The organism is Nitrospinota bacterium, assembly GCA_027619975.1.
GTDB lineage: Bacteria > Nitrospinota > Nitrospinia > Nitrospinales > VA-1 > JADFGI01.
In genome coordinates, this window is sequence record JAQCGX010000017.1 from 1 (window position 1) to 15900 (window position 15900).

Sequence of the window (15900 nt, forward strand, 5' to 3'; positions counted from 1 at the left end):
CCCAAAAATAGTTTTTCAGCAACCTGCTAATGCTCGTTTTGCTCACGAGTCCACACACGGGGAAAAGGTCAGGGGCTCGCAAGCCCCTGATGACCTCCTGATTAAATGGGTCCAGCGGCACGCTGGTTAATTATTTTTTTCAAAATATTCCTGCGAGCCTTTAGGATCGGGCTTCATTCCGCCCTCGCCTTGTTTCCAGTTCGCTGGACAAACTTCGCCGTTATTTTCGTGGAATTGCAGAGCGTCCACCATTCTCAGGGCTTCGTCAATATTTCTTCCCAACGGAAGATTGTTGATCAACTGGTGCTGAACAACGCCCTCCTTGTCGATCAAAAACAGACCGCGAAAGGCCACGCCAAAGTCGGCCAGAACATCGTAGTCTTTGCTGATCTGCTTGGTCATGTCCCCCACCAGAGGATAATTGATTGCACCCAATCCGCCTTTTTTGCGGTCGGTGTTTCTCCAGGCCAGATGGGAAAACTTGCTGTCTATGGAAACTCCAATAACTTCAGCATTGCGCTTTTTAAAATCAGCGGTTTTTTCGCTAAAAGCAATAATCTCCGTCGGGCAGACAAAGGTAAAGTCCAAGGGGTAGAAAAACAAAACCACATATTTTCCCCGGTAGTCCGAAAGCTTGATCTGCTTGAAACTTCCATCGGGCATGACCGCATCGGCAGTAAAATCAGGTGCGGGCTTGGAAACTAAATTGGACATATTATTAACTCCTAAATGAAAGATATTTTTGTGAAGGGAACTAATCTATCATAAATATATCTTTAGGTTCAAATTTGATCCACCATAAATCGACTTTCCAAAGAAAGCGTTGGGTATGCTGTTAGAAAGCTTGAATAAGCCGAAGGGCTCACGGCTTCCCTTGACAGGGTAAAAATCGCTATTTAGAATGAATAGATGCCTAAGGCAATGTTTTTTTACGCTTAACGAAAGCTCAAAATATGGACTCGATCTCTACCCGGAAACGCCTGACCCTGGCAATATTTTTGACGTTTCTGGTCCTGGTAGCGGAAGCTGTCGGCGGTATCCTCGCCAACAGTCTGGCCCTCTTAAGCGACGCCGCACATATGTTTGGAGATGTGTTTGCTCTATGCCTGAGCTGGTTTGCACTCAAGATCGCCTGCCGCCCCTCCACCCAGACCAAAACTTATGGCCTCCATAGGCTGGAAATTTTTGCGGCCTTTCTCAACGGAGTGCTCTTGGTGGTCATGGCGGGGTGGATTTTTTATGAAGCTATTGATCGGTTCCAGCACCCTACGGCCGTTAACAGCCAGACCGTTACCGTCATTGCTGTTATCGGGTTGATCACCAACCTGACCGTTCTTTTCGTTTTAAAAGAACATGGCGCACACTCCCATGACCTCAACATGAAAAGCGCGTTTTTCCATGTACTGGGGGACACCATCGCCTCGGTCGGTGTCATCATCGGCGCCATCGTCATGATGACCACCGGTTGGTATATTGTCGATGCGATCCTGAGCGCCGCAATCGCCACCCTCCTCATCTGGGGAGCCAAGAGTGTTCTGGCGGATTCGGTACACATCTTACTTGAAGGCGTTCCCAAGGGCATTTCCGTTGCCGATGTGGAACGGGAATTGACGGCGATTCCGGCCATCAAGGAAATTCATGAACTGCACATCTGGTCCATCTGCTCCAACATTTATGCACTGAGCGCCCACGCGCTGGTGAATGACCAGAAAGTCAATCAGGTCGAGTCGGTCTTGACCGAAATTCAGGAATTGTTGAAAAGTAAATTCAACATCACCCATTCCACCGTTCAATTCGAGTCGCGCCCTTGCCAGGAAGGCGAGATCCTTTGTCAAATAAATCACTGATGACATGAAAATTCTTTTTTTGGGAACGGGCACCTCCACGGGAGTCCCTTCCCTATGTTGCGACTGTGACGTTTGCCTGTCGAGCGATCCTAAAAATAAACGGTTGCGGGCATCGGTTCTGATCAGTGAAAACGGCCACAATATGCTGATCGACACCTCCACCGACCTTCGGCAACAATGCCTCACTCACCGGGTTCAACACATCCACAGCGTGCTCTACACTCACCATCACGCCGACCATGTGCATGGCATCGACGAGTTACGGAGTTTTAATTTCTTCAATAAAATCGTCATCCCCTGTTACGCGAATGCGCCCACTGTGGCGGAACTGAAAAAAAATTTCAGCTATATTTTCACGGGAACCAAACAGATAGGTGGAGGCATCCCGCAATTGGAGTTACATACGATTAACGAAGAATCTTTCGAACTTGGAGGGATTCCCATTCAGCCGCTGGAAATAACGCATGGAAAGTTGGATATCGCGGGGTATAAAATTCATAACACCGCCTACATCACCGATTGCAGTGAAATTCCTGAAAAAACCAAAAACAAATTGCATGGCCTGGATTTATTAATACTGAACGCCCTGGGCTACGACCCGCATCCCACCCATTTCAATTTGCACCAGGCCCTGGCAGCTATCGAAACGTTAAAACCCAAACGTGCGATTTTGACCCACATCAACCACAAGTTTGATCATTCCCTGGTTTCCAAAGATCTGCCCGAAAATGTAGAACTGGCATATGACGGGCTGGAACTGAACCTTTGAGGATAAAACGTTACGTTTAATCAAGATCGAAGTCGCGGATGGGTTTGTCACCGGATTTATCCACGTTCTTAGCCGATTCCTTAAATTTTTCCTCCAGCAACCGATTGCGGTCCTTATGCGTTTCGCTTTGCTTCCTGAACAGCTGTTCCTGCGCTTTTTTCTGGGCATCCAGCCCCTTGACCATGTCCGAAAGCGAAACCACAGGCTTGGCTTTCTTTTCGTGCCAGATGACCTCCCCTGTTTTAACATCCACCGTCAGTTTGGCTTCGCAACAGGGACACATCACATCAATCGAATATCCACTCATAAATCATCCTCGCAAATAATATCCCCTAAAACCCATTATTTCCTTAACCTTAATGTTATTATAGCAAATTCTTCAGAGACCTTTAGCCCGCTTTTTCTGGGGATTTTTGCGTAAGCCGAGAATCATAATGAAACTTACCTAAACTATCAAATACGTCATCGCGAGCCGCAAGGCGGCGTGGCCGTTATAATGCTCCAAAGCTTTCGTGCCCCGCAGGGGTAGATCCAGAGTCTCTGGATTGCTTCGTCGCTAACACTCCTCGCAAAGACGAGGTTATGCAAAGGTCTCCTTTTTCGAGGCTTCTTCTTCAAAAACTATAAAAAATGAAACCTCAGGGATTTTTCATCACAGGAACCGATACCGGCGTCGGAAAGACCGTCGTCACCGCCTGCCTGCTAAAACTCTATCAAAAACACAATTTGAACGTTGGGGTCATGAAACCTTTGGAAACCGGGGTTGACCCGGAATGCAGTGCCAATTCCGACGCTAAATTTCTTTTGAAAATCTGCCGCTGCGATGATCCTTTGTCGCTGGTGTCTCCTGTCCGCTTGAAAACGGCGGCCTCACCCTATCAGGCGGCTAAGATGGAAAACAGCCACATCAACGTAGACACCATCATCCAGAGCTTTCACACCCTGGCCGGTAAATATGAAAACATGCTGGTGGAGGGCGTTGGCGGTCTTTTGGTTCCCCTGACGTCCAACTATCTGGTATGCGATCTGATCCGTGACATGGGCTTGCCCTTACTCGTGGTCAGCCGCAATGCCTTGGGAACTCTGAACCACACCCTGTTGACATTGCGTGTGGCCAAACAGGAAGGAATTCCTGTCCGGGGAGTCATCTTGAGCCGAACCGAACCGGGGGAAAGTAATGCCATAGAAAAAGGGCACGCTGAGATCATCACCGAATTGTCCGGCGTTCCGGTGCTCGGGGAAATTCCCTTCATCGGCAATATCTCCGATGAAAGTTTCACGGAGGAGAGGCTGAGTCAGCTGGAATCCAACCTCTGTTTTGATCTTTTAATTCCAGAAAAAACGTCAGACGGAACCAAGGGATTTTAGTCAGCTAGGGGTCGGGATTGAACTGGTAGCCTTTTTCTCGAACCGTGATTATAAATCGCGGTTTTTGGGGTTTTTTCTCAAAGTATTTTCTCAACCTAGCGATGAAGTTGTCCACCGTCCGGGTTTCTGTTTCAGGATCATATCCCCAGACTTTTTCCAGCAGTTCTTCCCGCGTCACCGCCTGACCCTTTTTAGAGATCAGCAGTTTCATCACCAGAGCTTCCTTGGCGGTGAGATAAAATTCTTTGGAAACCCCTTGGGCCTTTCCGGTGTCAAAATTAATCCACATTTCGCCAAAGTGAAACGTCTCCTGATCATGGATGGGTTCCTTGTACCATTCCCAACGCCTGAGAATGCCCTTCACCCGGAGCAATAGTTCCGGAAGATGAAAGGGTTTTGCCAGATAATCGTCGGCGCCCGCTTCCAGCCCGGCGGCTTTATCCTCCTCCGTCGATTTTGCCGACAACATCAGGATCGGAAACCGGGTATTGGTTTCACGAATTTTCCTTGCCACCTCGATGCCTCCCATCTTGGGAAGCATCAGATCCAGAACCATCAAATCGAAGGTTTGCCCCTTCATGAGTTCCAGGGCGGCTTCGCCATCGCCGGCCACCACCACGACATACCCTTCCCGCTCGAGGTTGAACTTGAGTCCCTTGGCCAGATGAGATTCATCTTCGACCACCAGTATTTTTTTGGGTTGAGCCATGATTTAAATCAATCCCCTTCCCTATTTGACGGCGGCTTTTCGCTTGACCACCCGGTTCAATGGCAAAGCAACGGTAAAAACCGACCCTTTTCCGCGACCCTCACTGAATACGCGTATCTGCCCCTTGTGACTCCGCACAATTTCATTGGAAATGAAAAGCCCGAGGCCCGCGCCCTCAATATTCTGCGAGTCCTTATTCGTCACCCGGTAAAACTTTTTGAAAATTTTCTTCATATCTCTTTTATCAAGACCCATCCCCTGGTCTATAAATTCAATTTCGCAGTATTTTTTATTTTTTTGCATCCGGATAGTCAATGGAGAGCCCACCGGTGAATAACGAAGCGCATTCCCGATCAGGTTATTAAACACCATGCGCATGGCCCGCTGATCCAGCAGAAGGATCAGATCCTCCTCCCCCTCCAACTTGACCTGACAGTTCCTCTCCTCGAATTGACGCTTGAGCCCTAACACCACCTCACGAATAAACGCTCCCATTTCTACCGGCTGAAACTGCAACTGCATGCTTTTGGGATCGTATTTACTCGATGCCAGAATATTGTCGATCAGGGATGCGAGCCTCTCGGTATCCGTCAACATGGTCTCGACAAAATCTTCAGAATCTTCTTTAGATACTTCCTGATATTTCAAAGTCTCCAGATAGAGCTGAATTGATGCGAGCGGAGATTTCAATTCGTGGGAAACGCTGGAGACAAAATTACTCTGTAACTTGTTCAACCGGGCCTGTTTATTCCAGTAAACAAATATAATATAGACCCCCGCCAGGATAATCAGCATTAGAAAACAGCCTTCCAGCAGGATGATCCAATTGAACTCGTCGGCAAACAGATCCGGGCGGATTTTTTGTGCAAACTCCTGAAATTTCCGGCTGTTTTTTAAATACCAATTGATCCAGACAGCCATCAGCACAATCCAGGCAACCTGGATGCCGACGAAAATAAAAATAGGGTGAAATAAGGCCTTAAGCTTACTCATTCCTCACCCCTCTAATTCCTCTTGAGTTACTATTTCTCACTCCTCGAATCTCCATTAGGAAACAATGGACCACCACTTAAGTTCCAATTTATAGCCCCTTTTTCCGGGAGTTTCCCGGGAAACCCCCAATATTACATAAGTTTTACAATAGTTTTGATAAATGATGGTTATTATAAAACCAAGTAATATTAAAATATTTTTTACTTTATAGAGGAAATCCATGACGGCCACAATCAAAGAAATCCAACCGACCTACACGTTCAACAAGGGGACCGCAGGTTTTTTTGTATTTTTACATGTGGGGGCTTTACTCGCTTTATTTCCATTTGCGTTTTCCTGGAGCGCCGTTGCGGTATTCTTTTTCCTCCATTGGCTGACTGCCTCCATCGGCATTTGCCTTGGGTTTCACCGCTACCTCACTCACCGGGGAATGAAACTTCCGCAGTGGCTGGCCTATTTTGTAGTCTTTTGCGGCACCCTGGCCTGTGAAAATGGCCCCATCAAATGGGTCGCCCAACACCGGATGCATCACGCCGGGTCCGATACACCCCGCGACCCTCACAGCGCAAAAAAAGGGTTTTGGTGGGCGCATTTCAAATGGATGTTATATACCCATCCGGAATTCGATGACAAGCAAACCCTGCTCAATTATACCAAGGATTTTGCGGACGATAAGTTTTACCGTTTCCTGGACGATCACTTCGTTAAAATTCAGGTGGCCTTCGGATTGATTCTCTTGGCCATCGGCGGGATTCCCTGGGTGGTCTGGGGTGTTTTCCTGCGACTCGTCATGGTTTATCATAGCACCTGGTTCGTAAACAGCGCCGCCCATTATTTCGGCTACAAAACAATCGCCTTAAAAGACGACCTCTCCACCAACTGCTGGTGGGTCGCTATCATCGCTTACGGGGAAGGCTGGCACAACAACCATCATGCATTTCCTAAATCCGCCAAGCACGGACTGCGTTTCTGGGAAATCGATATGACCTGGATGGCGATTTGCGTTTTGAGATTTTTTGGATTGGCCAAAGATATCAAAATCGCGAAACTAAAGCCACAAACCTGCGAGATAACTTCGAAAAAAATATTTGTCGGGGAAGTGGTGGAACAAGCCGCCTGAACCGGAATCATTTTCTATACAGCCGCTCTGTGCATCAGCACGGGGCGGCTTTTTTTTATTCCACGATCCCAGCCTCCGCTTACCAAATCACTCTTTTGACCCCGGCCAATCGGGATATTTCCAAGACCATCTCTTCTTTCGAGCCTCCCTTTTTAAATTTAACTGTATATTTGATTTCTATCTCGGTGATCGGACGGTCGACGATCAGATGTTTGTCGTCGACATTAATTCCAGCCGCTTTCAAAAGCGTTTCGCATTGCCCGGTGACACTTTCATAGCTTTTACCGTCGACCTTCACGATCAGATCCCTGTATTCAAGACCACTCACCCAGTTCTCCACATAACGGAACAAAACCAGAACCGTCAGTGCCGCCAGCGTGGAACAAACCGCCAGGGGATAAAACTTCTTACCGATCACAATCCCCAATCCTGCCACAAACCAGATGCTTCCAGCTGTCGTCAACCCCCGCACCATGTTTCCTTCCCGCATGATGGCGCCGGCGCCTAAAAAACCAATGCCTGTAATGATCCCTGCGGACACGCGATCGGGATCAAACACCCCCCGGCCCGTTGCCACTAGGGTGCTTTGGGAATACTCCGACCCCAGCATTAAAATAGCGGACCCAAGGCATACCATCATATGCGTCCGCAAACCCGCTGGACGTCCGTGCATTTCCCGCTCCAAACCGATGGCTCCTCCCAACACAAGCGAAAGAAACACACGGAAAAGCATCGAAGAATCTATAAACCAATCGCCAGAAAACATCAATTTCTCCCCTCGATCCCGAGTGACCGATTAATCTTGAAGCGCAAATTCGACATGGTATCCCGCGTATTTTCTCAGATTAATCACCGTTTTCTCAAATATCAGATATTGCCCCTTAATTCCTGTCAATACCCCCGTCAATTCGCTGACTTTGTCCAGGTTATGACTTGATATCTTATCGGGAACCGCTTGCACTGGATAAGTGAAATTCTGCACCGGTTGATCCGTCAGGGCATATTCACGTAAATCCGGCGGGATCCATTCCAGGGCCTGACCGCGAACCTGTTGCAAGTCAACAGCATCCACCTCTCCTTTCAGCATTTTTCGCCAATTGGTCTTATCCGCCATATGTTCCGAAAGAGCCACTTCAATTTTCCCAGAAAGAATCCGTTCGGGAACTTTGGCGATGATCAATCCCTGAACCGCTCCCTGGTCGATCCAGCGCGAGGGAATATTGAAATAGCGGGTGATCCCAACCTTCACCCCCGAAGTCAAAGACAAGTAAACATAATGATCGACCGCGCAATAGTCCCGATAAAATTCCCGATCGGCCTCATTGCCGTGTTCGTGCTGACACAATTCAGGACGAACGGAACACATCGCGTTTTCAGGAAGGTCACGGGCGCAGGGAAAACAATATCCCTGATTATACGTTTTCTTTATTTTCCGTCCGCACTCGACACAGGTGATGGTTCCGGAAAACGTCAGGGTGATTTCATTGCCTACCTGGGCCGTAATCGGAACGGGGTTTTCATCCAGACTTAAAAAGTACTGGATGGGGCTGGCGGCTTCATGGGTCATTTTTCGCAACTGACCTGAAATTTTCATAGGACCTGTTCTGTAAAAAAAAGTAGAAGAGAAACTCAACGCTGATTCTTTTGAGCCAGGTTGTGGGTAAAATGATAAAGCGCGACCAGGGCAACAAAAACCCCGATCATCAAGGTTGCAGAATCAAACACCATAAAAGACATTAAAAATAAAAACAAGTAAACTAATATGTTTCGAAACACCTGAATCTTGCCCATTATGACACTTCCATTCAGCTAAAAAATTCATTCATTATAAACTATTTTTTCTCTGACCGAATTTTCAGCATGGAGAAGCCTCCTCACCAGGCAGATGCCTCACCGAGTGCCCGATTGTTTTTTTTCTTCAAATAAGGTAATTTGATACTAACTCTCCCCGACTTCTGGATAAAAAACGTGCAACACTTGGAAAAACTGGTTATTTTAACCTTATTGATTTTAGTGTTGATTTACACCATTTTAGTCAACCGGACCATTATCCCTAAAGATCTGGCTCCCGCTCCAAAGCCGGAAACCCACCTCTCGGGCTCTTCCAGCGCCACAAATAAAGATAGTTTTTTCCCTCCCCCTGGGCCGCCAATGGGGGAAGATATTACAGAAGAAAGCTTTACGGAGTCTCCTTAACGGAATATCCACATACTGAAACAATATTGGAACATTATTTTCCTAGTCAGCTTGCCATCTTTCCTTTAAAATGTTTATTGTAGTAGTGAATTGCTAGGAAAATAATTTTTGAAATCTTAGGGTTTGTTTTCTCGAAACAAAAGTTAGAAGCTTTGTCTTAAGGAGAAAAAAGTACTATGAAGAACTTAAATATTTCAAAAGGCTGGTTTAATGAAGACAAACCCGCAGAAGCCAAGCGGAAGTTTTGTGAACATGACAGCGCAATCACGATTGATTATGATCACGGCATAGAACATTGTCCCTATTGTGGCGCCCTCGGCCATTACAGCGTGGATTCAGACTCTGTTGAATGGACTCTTCCTGAATATCTGGCGAAGAAGAATTACAACTGAGGAAGGGTTCATGAGCAAGACTTCGCTTGGACCCTCAATGGGTCCAGGCGCTGTAGTTCCTTAATAGTTTTAGATCGCTTTAAAGCGGTCAGACTAATTGAGGGCTGTTACTCGACTTTTCTTCCTCATTTTTTTCAGCGGGTTTTCTAAAGAAACTCCCTTTGGCTGGGTGCCGTCCTGCCGCGGTCTCAAGGAAAGATGAAAAGCATCATCTTGAAAAAAATTATCGAAAAAACCGCCGTAAATGGAATGGTAGCCGCCCAGGAAACAAAAATTGTTTTTATGATGGACAGATTTAAGGTAGGAAGCCCCCGCGCCAACCCGACCCCAACCACAGACCCTACCAATGTATGAGTTGTCGAAATGGGCAATCCCAGTTTGGAACAAATCAGAACAACGGTGGCAGCGCCGAATTCTGCGCAAAATCCGCGTGATGGAGTCATTTCGGTAATCTCTTTGCCCACCGTTTGCATCACCCGTCTTCCCCATATCAAAAGCCCGAGAACGATACAAGCGCCGCCCATCCCAAGGATCCAAAGCGGCATTTCCACCTTCATTTGCACGGAACCTTCCTTGAGGATGGAAACCACAGCCGCCAGCGGCCCCACCGCGTTGGCCACGTCGTTGGAACCATGCGCAAAAGCCACATAAAACGCGGTGATAACCTGCAGGTATCTAAAAATGGCCTCTGTTCCCACAAATTGTGTCTGCAAATTTTCGCCACGATGATCCTTATTCGTCGGAACCAAAAATTTCGCCCCAAAAAATGCGATGAACCCCACCGCAATGGAAATCACGGCGGCCTGACTGAATTGCAGGTCCAGATGAAGATTTTTTAGCCCTTTGTAAACCATTGACTGAGATAATATGACAAAAACAAGAAAAACCAGGTAGGGAAGAATTTCTTTTGTGTGCTGCAGGGGATTGCGGGTACTAAAAATCTGTCGCTTGAGGAAACGAAATAGCAGATACGAAACCAAAGCCCCAAGCGCCGGCGAAATGATCCAACTGAGAACGACTTTACCAACCTGGACCCAGTTCAAGGCATCCCATCCACCGGCAACGATCCCAAAACCCACCACCGCACCCACAATGGAATGGGTGGTCGACACCGGCCATCCCAGAGAGCTTGCAATGTGTAGCCAGACACCGGCGGCCACCAGGGACGCGATCATTCCATAGACCAGGTGTAGCGGAGTGTCCTGAAAAATTACCGGGTCCAATATACCTTTACGAATGGTATCGGAAACATGCCCGCCGACTAAAAATGCTCCCGCAAATTCCGCCACCGCCGCGATCATTATGGCCTGCTGAAAAGTGAGGGCTTTTGAACCGACGCTGGTTCCCATGGCATTGGCAACATCATTGGCGCCAATATTACAGGCCATGTACACACCTGCTAAAATCGCAACGGCTAAAAGTATGGTGTTAAAATCCAAAAAAAAACTCCGGGATCAAGTTGGGGAATTATAGTGTGAACAGGGTGGGTTAATGTGCAATGAAAAGACGAAGGATTTTACCGATTTTCTCCGATTTATCAGAAACAGATCCGAGATTTTTTAAAACCTCATTCCACAGTAATAAATCAGTAGCTTTTATCTGATCCCCAAGGGAAAACAGCTGTTGCGCCAGTAAAAATTGTTTGCGGTCTGCTTCCCACTCGGCCGTCCCTAACTCAGCAGCTGCCTTCTCCACTTTTTCCGCCTCCGCTCCGCCAAAAGATGCTTCCAGCAGGGCATCCAGTTCACAGATCAGGTCACATGCCATATTGGCCGTTTTTACAACATGATTCACCAGATTTTTTAAAGGTTCCCTTATCTGGTCCGGAGTTTCAAGATTCTTGATGCGGAGAAGAACGGCCAGGTCTTCGACGGAATCGGCAATATCGTCCTGGGCTGACAAGAGGTGCATGAAATCGCGCTTATCCACCGGCAAAAAAACGCTTTGCGGTAAAGATTGGCGGATCTGGTCCTTGATGGAATCCGCTTCGTGCTCAAATTTGACTATGACCTCGGAGATGTCCATCACCCCCTGATAGTCATGGCCTTCCAAGGCCGCGAACAGGGGCTTCAATTGCCCCACACACGCTCTGACCTTTTCAATATGGCTCGCCAAAGGCCGGAAAGGAGATTTGGAAAACATAGATAAAATGGAACGCATGATACCTCCGAGCCAAGTGGGTTGGATGCGACCTGATTAAATCAACCCATATAAATTAGGTTATTTGCCCACCATATGCAAGACCATTAAATGAGGTTCGAGTTGGGATGGCCCCTACCACCCCATGACCTGAAACCAATCCTCAAGCCGATTGATTTTGAGATAGGAGTTGTTTTCTCGAACTTCTCCCATAGGAGCATGAGATTTTCCTCCATAATTATGTCCCGGATAAAGAATGATCTCGTTCTGAATTTTTGCCAGACGCTGGGTGAGCGTCCGAAACAGCTCCTCACTGTTGCCTCCCGGCAGGTCCACACGGCCGCATCCCTGTAGAAATAGAGTGTCCCCAGCTACAAGGGTATCCTTAACCCGGAAGCATTGAGACCCTGGCGTATGCCCCGGTGTATGCAAGCAGGAGATCTCCACTGACCCAACACGGACGGTGTCCTCCCCGTCCAGCTTACGCATGTCTGAGAGGGAGATTCCGGTCACCTGATTCAAACCCTCGGCTTCATGCTTATTCACATAAATGGGGACAGAAACTTTTTCCATCAATTCTGCAAGCCCGGTGATCTCGATGCCAAAGATCTCTCCGCCAACATGATCGGGATGGTAGTGAGTCACCAACGCCCCGGTCAACTTCATGCCCTCCTGTTCCACGACGTCAAGAATGCCGTCGATATCCCAGGCCGGGTCCACCACAACGCATTCGCTCGTTTCGCGGTCGCCCAGTAAATACACAAAATTCGCCATCTGTTTGGCGGAGGAATCGGCCTTGGCAATATCCTGACCGCAAAGCAACTGCTTAAAATAAAACGTACTTTCTTCGTTCAAAATGGACTCCACTTTATCCGTTGCGGCATCCCGGGTTTATTTCAACAAACGATTCAACAAACCCGCAAGGCGAACTCCCGCTTGGGTCAACCGCAAATCAATAATTTCCCGGCTTTTTTCAATATACCTTTTAGACAAGGTTCCACTGTCCGCCCTCTCTAAAACATAGGCATGATCGAGAGCCCAAACCCGCGACTCATTAGCCCACTCAGTCACATGCGATTGATTCCAGTCGTCGGCCTCCCTGTCGGTGACCCGGCGACTCAAATCGCTCGCGTATTGTACCAGACTTTTTCCGGCAAGGTAAATCAAGCCGCCATCCCACAGAGCGTGCAGGTTCGTGCGTCGCCCTTTAAAGCTCAAGGAAATATTATTGCCCCCACGGTCTCTGGCATTGCCCAGATGCAGTGGTTGATGAATGTCTCCGACAAAATGCACCAGATACATCAACGCTTCCCTGCCCTCTTTTTTGGAATGCCCCCTCCCCTGAAGGATGTGGACAAATTCCGAAATTTTTTCAACCACACAAGCGCCATGAGAGCAATCCCGGTCCCTGTCATAGGACCTGTTCAACTCCTTAATATTACAATAATGCCAGGAACCTTGCGATCGCTTTTTCTTGATCGTATCCGCCCAATTCGCAACATCGGATAATTTCTTTATGCTAAAATTTTTCTCAATTTTGATCTTCACTGAGGGCAAAAGGTGGCTATCTGCTATTTCACCCACAATCCTGTGCGCTGGCGGTCCCCAGGCCCAAACGTTTTGCACGGAGAAGAGGATCAGGAACAACACAATCTCTGGTATCCATTTTTTAATGGGGGCCATAAATTTTTTCACTGGATTATAACCAGCACCGATCAACAATAGAAAAAGAGAGATGGACTTTGAAGTTTTTAGTACAATTTTTTAACACCCTCAAATTCTGGATTTTAATCGCACTTCTTTCCCCCATACTTGGAACCTGTGCACTACTGGCAGCCTGTGTGGACCGTAGCGGCAACCGTTCGCACCGAGTCTCCAGCCTGTGGGCCCGCTGGCTCTGCCAATTCAGCGGCAGCCCCGTTGAAATTATCGGCATTGAAAATATTTTACAGGACCGAGCCCAGATATTCATTGCCAACCATCAAAGTTTTTTCGATATTTTTGCGCTTTCGGGTTATCTGCCCGTGCAAATTCGATGGGTGGCCAAGTCCAGCCTGTTTCGCATACCATTCGTGGGTTGGTCGATGAAAGCGGCGGGATATATCAGCGTGGATCGGAGTAATAAAAAAAAGGCGTACCAATCCTTCGTTGCAACCGTTGAAAAAGTAAAACAGGGAAATTCGGTGGTGATTTTTCCGGAGGGCACGCGGTCGGAGGATGGGACCATCGGTCCTTTTAAGAAGGGAAGTCAACTTTTGGCCGTTCGGGCCAAAGCGCCCATGGTCCCGGTGACACTCATTGGAACGGGAAACATCATTAAAAAAAACAGCTTCGTCATCACCCCCGGCCCCATACGCATTATTATTTCCCCGCCGGTTTACACGGATTCTTCAAACACTAAAGATGGAGAAAGTATGCTGGAAGAAATCCGCGAAACCATTTGCACAACCTACGCGGAAAAAACCCGCAAGGGCCTGTAGTTATTCAGCCCGCCCCTGCGCTAGAGATGAAACCGGGAGGGGGGTTATTTCTTTTCCTTCTGAATAAATTCCCAAATCTCTCTGGGATGTTCCCGAAGATCCTCAATATTACGCCATATGCCGCGGATCATGCCGGTTTTATCAATGACAAAGGTTGTTCTTTCGATCACCTTCACCATCGTTCCCAAATCATCGATTTCTTTGATGACTCCATAGGAATCCGTCGCCTTTTTGTACTCATCGGCCAGCAACGTGAAACCCAATTGATACACTTCAATGAACTGTTGGTGAGCATTCACTCCGTTCCAACTGCACCCCATTACCTCGACTTCACGGGTTTTGAACTTGCGGTTCCATTCATTAAAACCGATCATGAGACGCGTATCTTCAGGACTGCTGTCCTGGGCGTAAAACGCCAGGACAACCCACTTTTTATCTTCAAAGTCCTTCAGCTTGATATGAACTTTTTCTTCCGCAGAAGGACTTGTGGCCCCCGCTTTGTAACCATAAACCGCAGGCAAATCAAACGACGGCGCACGGTCCCCAACTTCTAGTTCATCTGGCATGCCAACCTCAAGGGTAGAGTTTTAAAGTGAATTAAGAACGTTTAGTCGCCAAAAGCAACTTTCAGCAAAGGTTCCACTTCTCCCTTGGTTTCCATTTCATCCAGGATGTCGGTGTCGCCGTAAAATTTTCCGTCGATAAATACCTTTGGCAGTGTGGGCCAGTTGGTCATTTTATTCAGAGCTTCACGCTTGTCCATATTCTCTAAAACATTAACGACTTCAAATGGATATCCATATTTGTTGAAAAACTGAACGGTCTCTGCGGTGAATCCGCATTGCGGAGCCGTTTTGGTGCCTTTTCCATAAATAAGAATTTTGTTGTTTGCGATTTCTTCTTTAATCTGATCATCAATACCGGCCATTCGAAAACTCCTTCTAATTTTTTTTATAAATGTTAAATAACGCCATCCCAAATAACCACAGGTTATTCCGGGGTGGCGGTTTTGATTTCAACGGCATGAATTCTTCCATCCTGCATGGCGGGGGTCAAAATTTCCTGAACCGCCCGGTGCCGCGCCATGAGATCCAGGTCTTTAAAAATCTCCGATGTCACATGAACCATGAAATGGTCCTTCATCCCCGTCCGGTCCATGACGTTGACTTCCGCATCGGCGATCTTACTTGTTATCAGCCCGACTAAATCCTCAATGCTTATCATTATACTATTTTTCTCCCCTCAACGATTCGTGTTTGATCCCCTAATAGGTTATTGGATTCAAAATCCAGCAAAAGGTTCTAACTTTTGGCTTCACTTGACGACCATCATACCACAAACAAAATCTGCAAAAAACGTCCACATAACTAATTGAATTTATTGCTATTAAAGCAAAATATGAACAACTTAAACAAACACATTTCAGTGAGGATGGAGAATTATTTTTATTTCACGTATAATGGGTGAATCTTTAGTCGCACTCAAACTATCTAAGTCAGGGTATTCAGGATTTTACTTTTCACAGGAGGCAGTAATGGCCACAGTTTCGGATTTTGTAAAAATCACTCCCAAAGCTTGCGAAGAGGTAAAAAGACTGGTCGCGGCTGAAGGCAAACCCGAAATCGGACTTCGACTTGGGGTTAAAGGCGGCGGCTGCTCCGGGCTTTCTTATGAACTGAACTTCACCCCTACGGAAAAAGGCGATACTATCCTTGATTTTGAGGGATTCAAAGTATTCATGGATGCGAAGAGCATGATTTACCTGAAGAATATGCAACTGGACTTTAATGACGGACTTCAGGGCAAGGGCTTTGTTTTTTCCAATCCCAATGCAACTTCCACCTGTGGTTGCGGAGAATCGTTTTCCATCGCTTGATTCTGAGAGAC

General features: G+C 47.2%; 21 protein-coding genes. 8 read left to right on the top strand and 13 right to left on the bottom strand.

Annotated elements, in window-relative coordinates:
• Positions 1-126 precede the first annotated feature (126 nt).
• Positions 127-714 carry a peroxiredoxin gene (locus O3C58_07540; GenBank protein MDA0691704.1) on the bottom strand — a complete coding sequence of 196 codons (588 nt, stop codon included), beginning with the start codon at positions 712-714 and terminating at the stop codon, positions 127-129.
• A 239-nt stretch (positions 715-953) separates the two neighbouring features.
• On the opposite strand from O3C58_07540, the gene O3C58_07545 reads away from it, so the two are divergent.
• Positions 954-1847, top strand: coding sequence for a cation diffusion facilitator family transporter (locus O3C58_07545; protein ID MDA0691705.1), 894 nt, complete (start codon positions 954-956; stop codon positions 1845-1847).
• Between the two features lie 4 nt (positions 1848-1851).
• Positions 1852-2616, top strand: a complete 765-nt coding sequence (locus tag O3C58_07550; protein MDA0691706.1) for an MBL fold metallo-hydrolase — start codon at positions 1852-1854, stop codon at positions 2614-2616.
• A gap of 16 nt (positions 2617-2632) precedes the next feature.
• Here O3C58_07550 and O3C58_07555 read toward each other — a convergent pair whose 3' ends face one another.
• Positions 2633-2923 (bottom strand): 2-nitropropane dioxygenase, encoded by a 291-nt coding sequence (locus O3C58_07555; protein MDA0691707.1) that lies wholly within the window; start codon positions 2921-2923, stop codon positions 2633-2635.
• 323 nt (positions 2924-3246) lie between these two features.
• On the opposite strand from O3C58_07555, the gene bioD reads away from it, so the two are divergent.
• Positions 3247-3984 carry a dethiobiotin synthase gene (gene bioD / locus O3C58_07560; protein MDA0691708.1) on the top strand — a complete coding sequence of 246 codons (738 nt, stop codon included), beginning with the start codon at positions 3247-3249 and terminating at the stop codon, positions 3982-3984.
• A gap of 4 nt (positions 3985-3988) precedes the next feature.
• Here the strand turns inward: bioD and O3C58_07565 are convergent, their stop codons facing one another.
• Both O3C58_07565 and O3C58_07570 read right to left on the bottom strand, forming a co-directional pair.
• Positions 3989-4693 carry a response regulator transcription factor gene (locus O3C58_07565; protein MDA0691709.1) on the bottom strand — a complete coding sequence of 235 codons (705 nt, stop codon included), beginning with the start codon at positions 4691-4693 and terminating at the stop codon, positions 3989-3991.
• Positions 4694-4714: 21 nt separating this feature from the next.
• Complete coding sequence (locus O3C58_07570; GenBank protein MDA0691710.1) at positions 4715-5686, bottom strand: HAMP domain-containing sensor histidine kinase; 972 nt, start codon at positions 5684-5686, stop codon at positions 4715-4717.
• A gap of 220 nt (positions 5687-5906) precedes the next feature.
• Between O3C58_07570 and O3C58_07575 the strand changes: the two genes are divergently transcribed.
• On the top strand, positions 5907-6806 hold the full coding sequence (locus O3C58_07575) for a fatty acid desaturase (GenBank protein ID MDA0691711.1): 900 nt from the start codon (positions 5907-5909) through the stop codon (positions 6804-6806).
• Between the two features lie 79 nt (positions 6807-6885).
• Here the strand turns inward: O3C58_07575 and O3C58_07580 are convergent, their stop codons facing one another.
• Positions 6886-7572, bottom strand: a complete 687-nt coding sequence (locus O3C58_07580) for an MgtC/SapB family protein (protein ID MDA0691712.1) — start codon at positions 7570-7572, stop codon at positions 6886-6888.
• A 30-nt stretch (positions 7573-7602) separates the two neighbouring features.
• Positions 7603-8400 (bottom strand): DUF2797 domain-containing protein, encoded by a 798-nt coding sequence (locus tag O3C58_07585; protein ID MDA0691713.1) that lies wholly within the window; start codon positions 8398-8400, stop codon positions 7603-7605.
• Between the two features lie 374 nt (positions 8401-8774).
• On the opposite strand from O3C58_07585, the gene O3C58_07590 reads away from it, so the two are divergent.
• Both O3C58_07590 and O3C58_07595 read left to right on the top strand, forming a co-directional pair.
• Positions 8775-9002 carry a hypothetical protein gene (locus tag O3C58_07590; GenBank protein ID MDA0691714.1) on the top strand — a complete coding sequence of 76 codons (228 nt, stop codon included), beginning with the start codon at positions 8775-8777 and terminating at the stop codon, positions 9000-9002.
• Between the two features lie 176 nt (positions 9003-9178).
• Complete coding sequence (locus tag O3C58_07595; GenBank protein ID MDA0691715.1) at positions 9179-9394, top strand: hypothetical protein; 216 nt, start codon at positions 9179-9181, stop codon at positions 9392-9394.
• Between the two features lie 188 nt (positions 9395-9582).
• On the opposite strand, the gene O3C58_07600 is transcribed toward O3C58_07595, so the two are convergent.
• The 4 genes from O3C58_07600 to O3C58_07615 form a co-directional block, all read right to left on the bottom strand.
• Positions 9583-10833 (bottom strand): inorganic phosphate transporter, encoded by a 1251-nt coding sequence (locus O3C58_07600; GenBank protein MDA0691716.1) that lies wholly within the window; start codon positions 10831-10833, stop codon positions 9583-9585.
• Positions 10834-10882: 49 nt separating this feature from the next.
• Complete coding sequence (locus tag O3C58_07605; protein ID MDA0691717.1) at positions 10883-11554, bottom strand: TIGR00153 family protein; 672 nt, start codon at positions 11552-11554, stop codon at positions 10883-10885.
• A gap of 114 nt (positions 11555-11668) precedes the next feature.
• Positions 11669-12388, bottom strand: a complete 720-nt coding sequence (locus tag O3C58_07610) for an MBL fold metallo-hydrolase (GenBank protein MDA0691718.1) — start codon at positions 12386-12388, stop codon at positions 11669-11671.
• 36 nt (positions 12389-12424) lie between these two features.
• Entirely contained in the window at positions 12425-13216 is a 792-nt protein-coding gene (locus tag O3C58_07615) for a S1/P1 nuclease (GenBank protein MDA0691719.1), read from the bottom strand.
• A 59-nt stretch (positions 13217-13275) separates the two neighbouring features.
• On the opposite strand from O3C58_07615, the gene O3C58_07620 reads away from it, so the two are divergent.
• Positions 13276-14013: a lysophospholipid acyltransferase family protein gene (locus O3C58_07620; GenBank protein ID MDA0691720.1), complete on the top strand. Its 738-nt coding sequence runs from the start codon at positions 13276-13278 to the stop codon at positions 14011-14013.
• Between the two features lie 44 nt (positions 14014-14057).
• Here the strand turns inward: O3C58_07620 and O3C58_07625 are convergent, their stop codons facing one another.
• The 3 genes from O3C58_07625 to O3C58_07635 all read right to left on the bottom strand — a co-directional run bounded on the left by O3C58_07625 (position 14058) and on the right by O3C58_07635 (position 15237).
• Positions 14058-14579, bottom strand: coding sequence for a redoxin domain-containing protein (locus tag O3C58_07625; protein ID MDA0691721.1), 522 nt, complete (start codon positions 14577-14579; stop codon positions 14058-14060).
• 41 nt (positions 14580-14620) lie between these two features.
• Entirely contained in the window at positions 14621-14941 is a 321-nt protein-coding gene (locus O3C58_07630; protein ID MDA0691722.1) for a glutaredoxin domain-containing protein, read from the bottom strand.
• A 62-nt stretch (positions 14942-15003) separates the two neighbouring features.
• Positions 15004-15237 carry a BolA family transcriptional regulator gene (locus O3C58_07635; protein ID MDA0691723.1) on the bottom strand — a complete coding sequence of 78 codons (234 nt, stop codon included), beginning with the start codon at positions 15235-15237 and terminating at the stop codon, positions 15004-15006.
• A 310-nt stretch (positions 15238-15547) separates the two neighbouring features.
• Here O3C58_07635 and O3C58_07640 point away from each other — a divergent pair, with 310 nt between their 5' ends.
• Complete coding sequence (locus tag O3C58_07640) at positions 15548-15889, top strand: iron-sulfur cluster assembly accessory protein (protein ID MDA0691724.1); 342 nt, start codon at positions 15548-15550, stop codon at positions 15887-15889.
• Positions 15890-15900: the final 11 nt, after the last annotated feature.

What these genes read in the sequence shown, in the direction of transcription:
- O3C58_07540 (MDA0691704.1), bottom strand. Translation starts at nt 714, where the DNA reads ATGTCCAATTTAGTTTCCAAGCCCGCACCTGATTTTACTGCCGATGCG.
- O3C58_07545 (MDA0691705.1), top strand. Translation starts at nt 954, where the DNA reads ATGGACTCGATCTCTACCCGGAAACGCCTGACCCTGGCAATATTTTTG.
- O3C58_07550 (MDA0691706.1), top strand. Translation starts at nt 1,852, where the DNA reads ATGAAAATTCTTTTTTTGGGAACGGGCACCTCCACGGGAGTCCCTTCC.
- O3C58_07555 (MDA0691707.1), bottom strand. Translation starts at nt 2,923, where the DNA reads ATGAGTGGATATTCGATTGATGTGATGTGTCCCTGTTGCGAAGCCAAA.
- bioD (MDA0691708.1), top strand. Translation starts at nt 3,247, where the DNA reads ATGAAACCTCAGGGATTTTTCATCACAGGAACCGATACCGGCGTCGGA.
- O3C58_07565 (MDA0691709.1), bottom strand. Translation starts at nt 4,693, where the DNA reads ATGGCTCAACCCAAAAAAATACTGGTGGTCGAAGATGAATCTCATCTG.
- O3C58_07570 (MDA0691710.1), bottom strand. Translation starts at nt 5,686, where the DNA reads ATGAGTAAGCTTAAGGCCTTATTTCACCCTATTTTTATTTTCGTCGGC.
- O3C58_07575 (MDA0691711.1), top strand. Translation starts at nt 5,907, where the DNA reads ATGACGGCCACAATCAAAGAAATCCAACCGACCTACACGTTCAACAAG.
- O3C58_07580 (MDA0691712.1), bottom strand. Translation starts at nt 7,572, where the DNA reads ATGTTTTCTGGCGATTGGTTTATAGATTCTTCGATGCTTTTCCGTGTG.
- O3C58_07585 (MDA0691713.1), bottom strand. Translation starts at nt 8,400, where the DNA reads ATGAAAATTTCAGGTCAGTTGCGAAAAATGACCCATGAAGCCGCCAGC.
- O3C58_07595 (MDA0691715.1), top strand. Translation starts at nt 9,179, where the DNA reads ATGAAGAACTTAAATATTTCAAAAGGCTGGTTTAATGAAGACAAACCC.
- O3C58_07605 (MDA0691717.1), bottom strand. Translation starts at nt 11,554, where the DNA reads ATGCGTTCCATTTTATCTATGTTTTCCAAATCTCCTTTCCGGCCTTTG.
- O3C58_07615 (MDA0691719.1), bottom strand. Translation starts at nt 13,216, where the DNA reads ATGGCCCCCATTAAAAAATGGATACCAGAGATTGTGTTGTTCCTGATC.
- O3C58_07625 (MDA0691721.1), bottom strand. Translation starts at nt 14,579, where the DNA reads ATGCCAGATGAACTAGAAGTTGGGGACCGTGCGCCGTCGTTTGATTTG.
- O3C58_07630 (MDA0691722.1), bottom strand. Translation starts at nt 14,941, where the DNA reads ATGGCCGGTATTGATGATCAGATTAAAGAAGAAATCGCAAACAACAAA.
- O3C58_07635 (MDA0691723.1), bottom strand. Translation starts at nt 15,237, where the DNA reads ATGATAAGCATTGAGGATTTAGTCGGGCTGATAACAAGTAAGATCGCC.
- O3C58_07640 (MDA0691724.1), top strand. Translation starts at nt 15,548, where the DNA reads ATGGCCACAGTTTCGGATTTTGTAAAAATCACTCCCAAAGCTTGCGAA.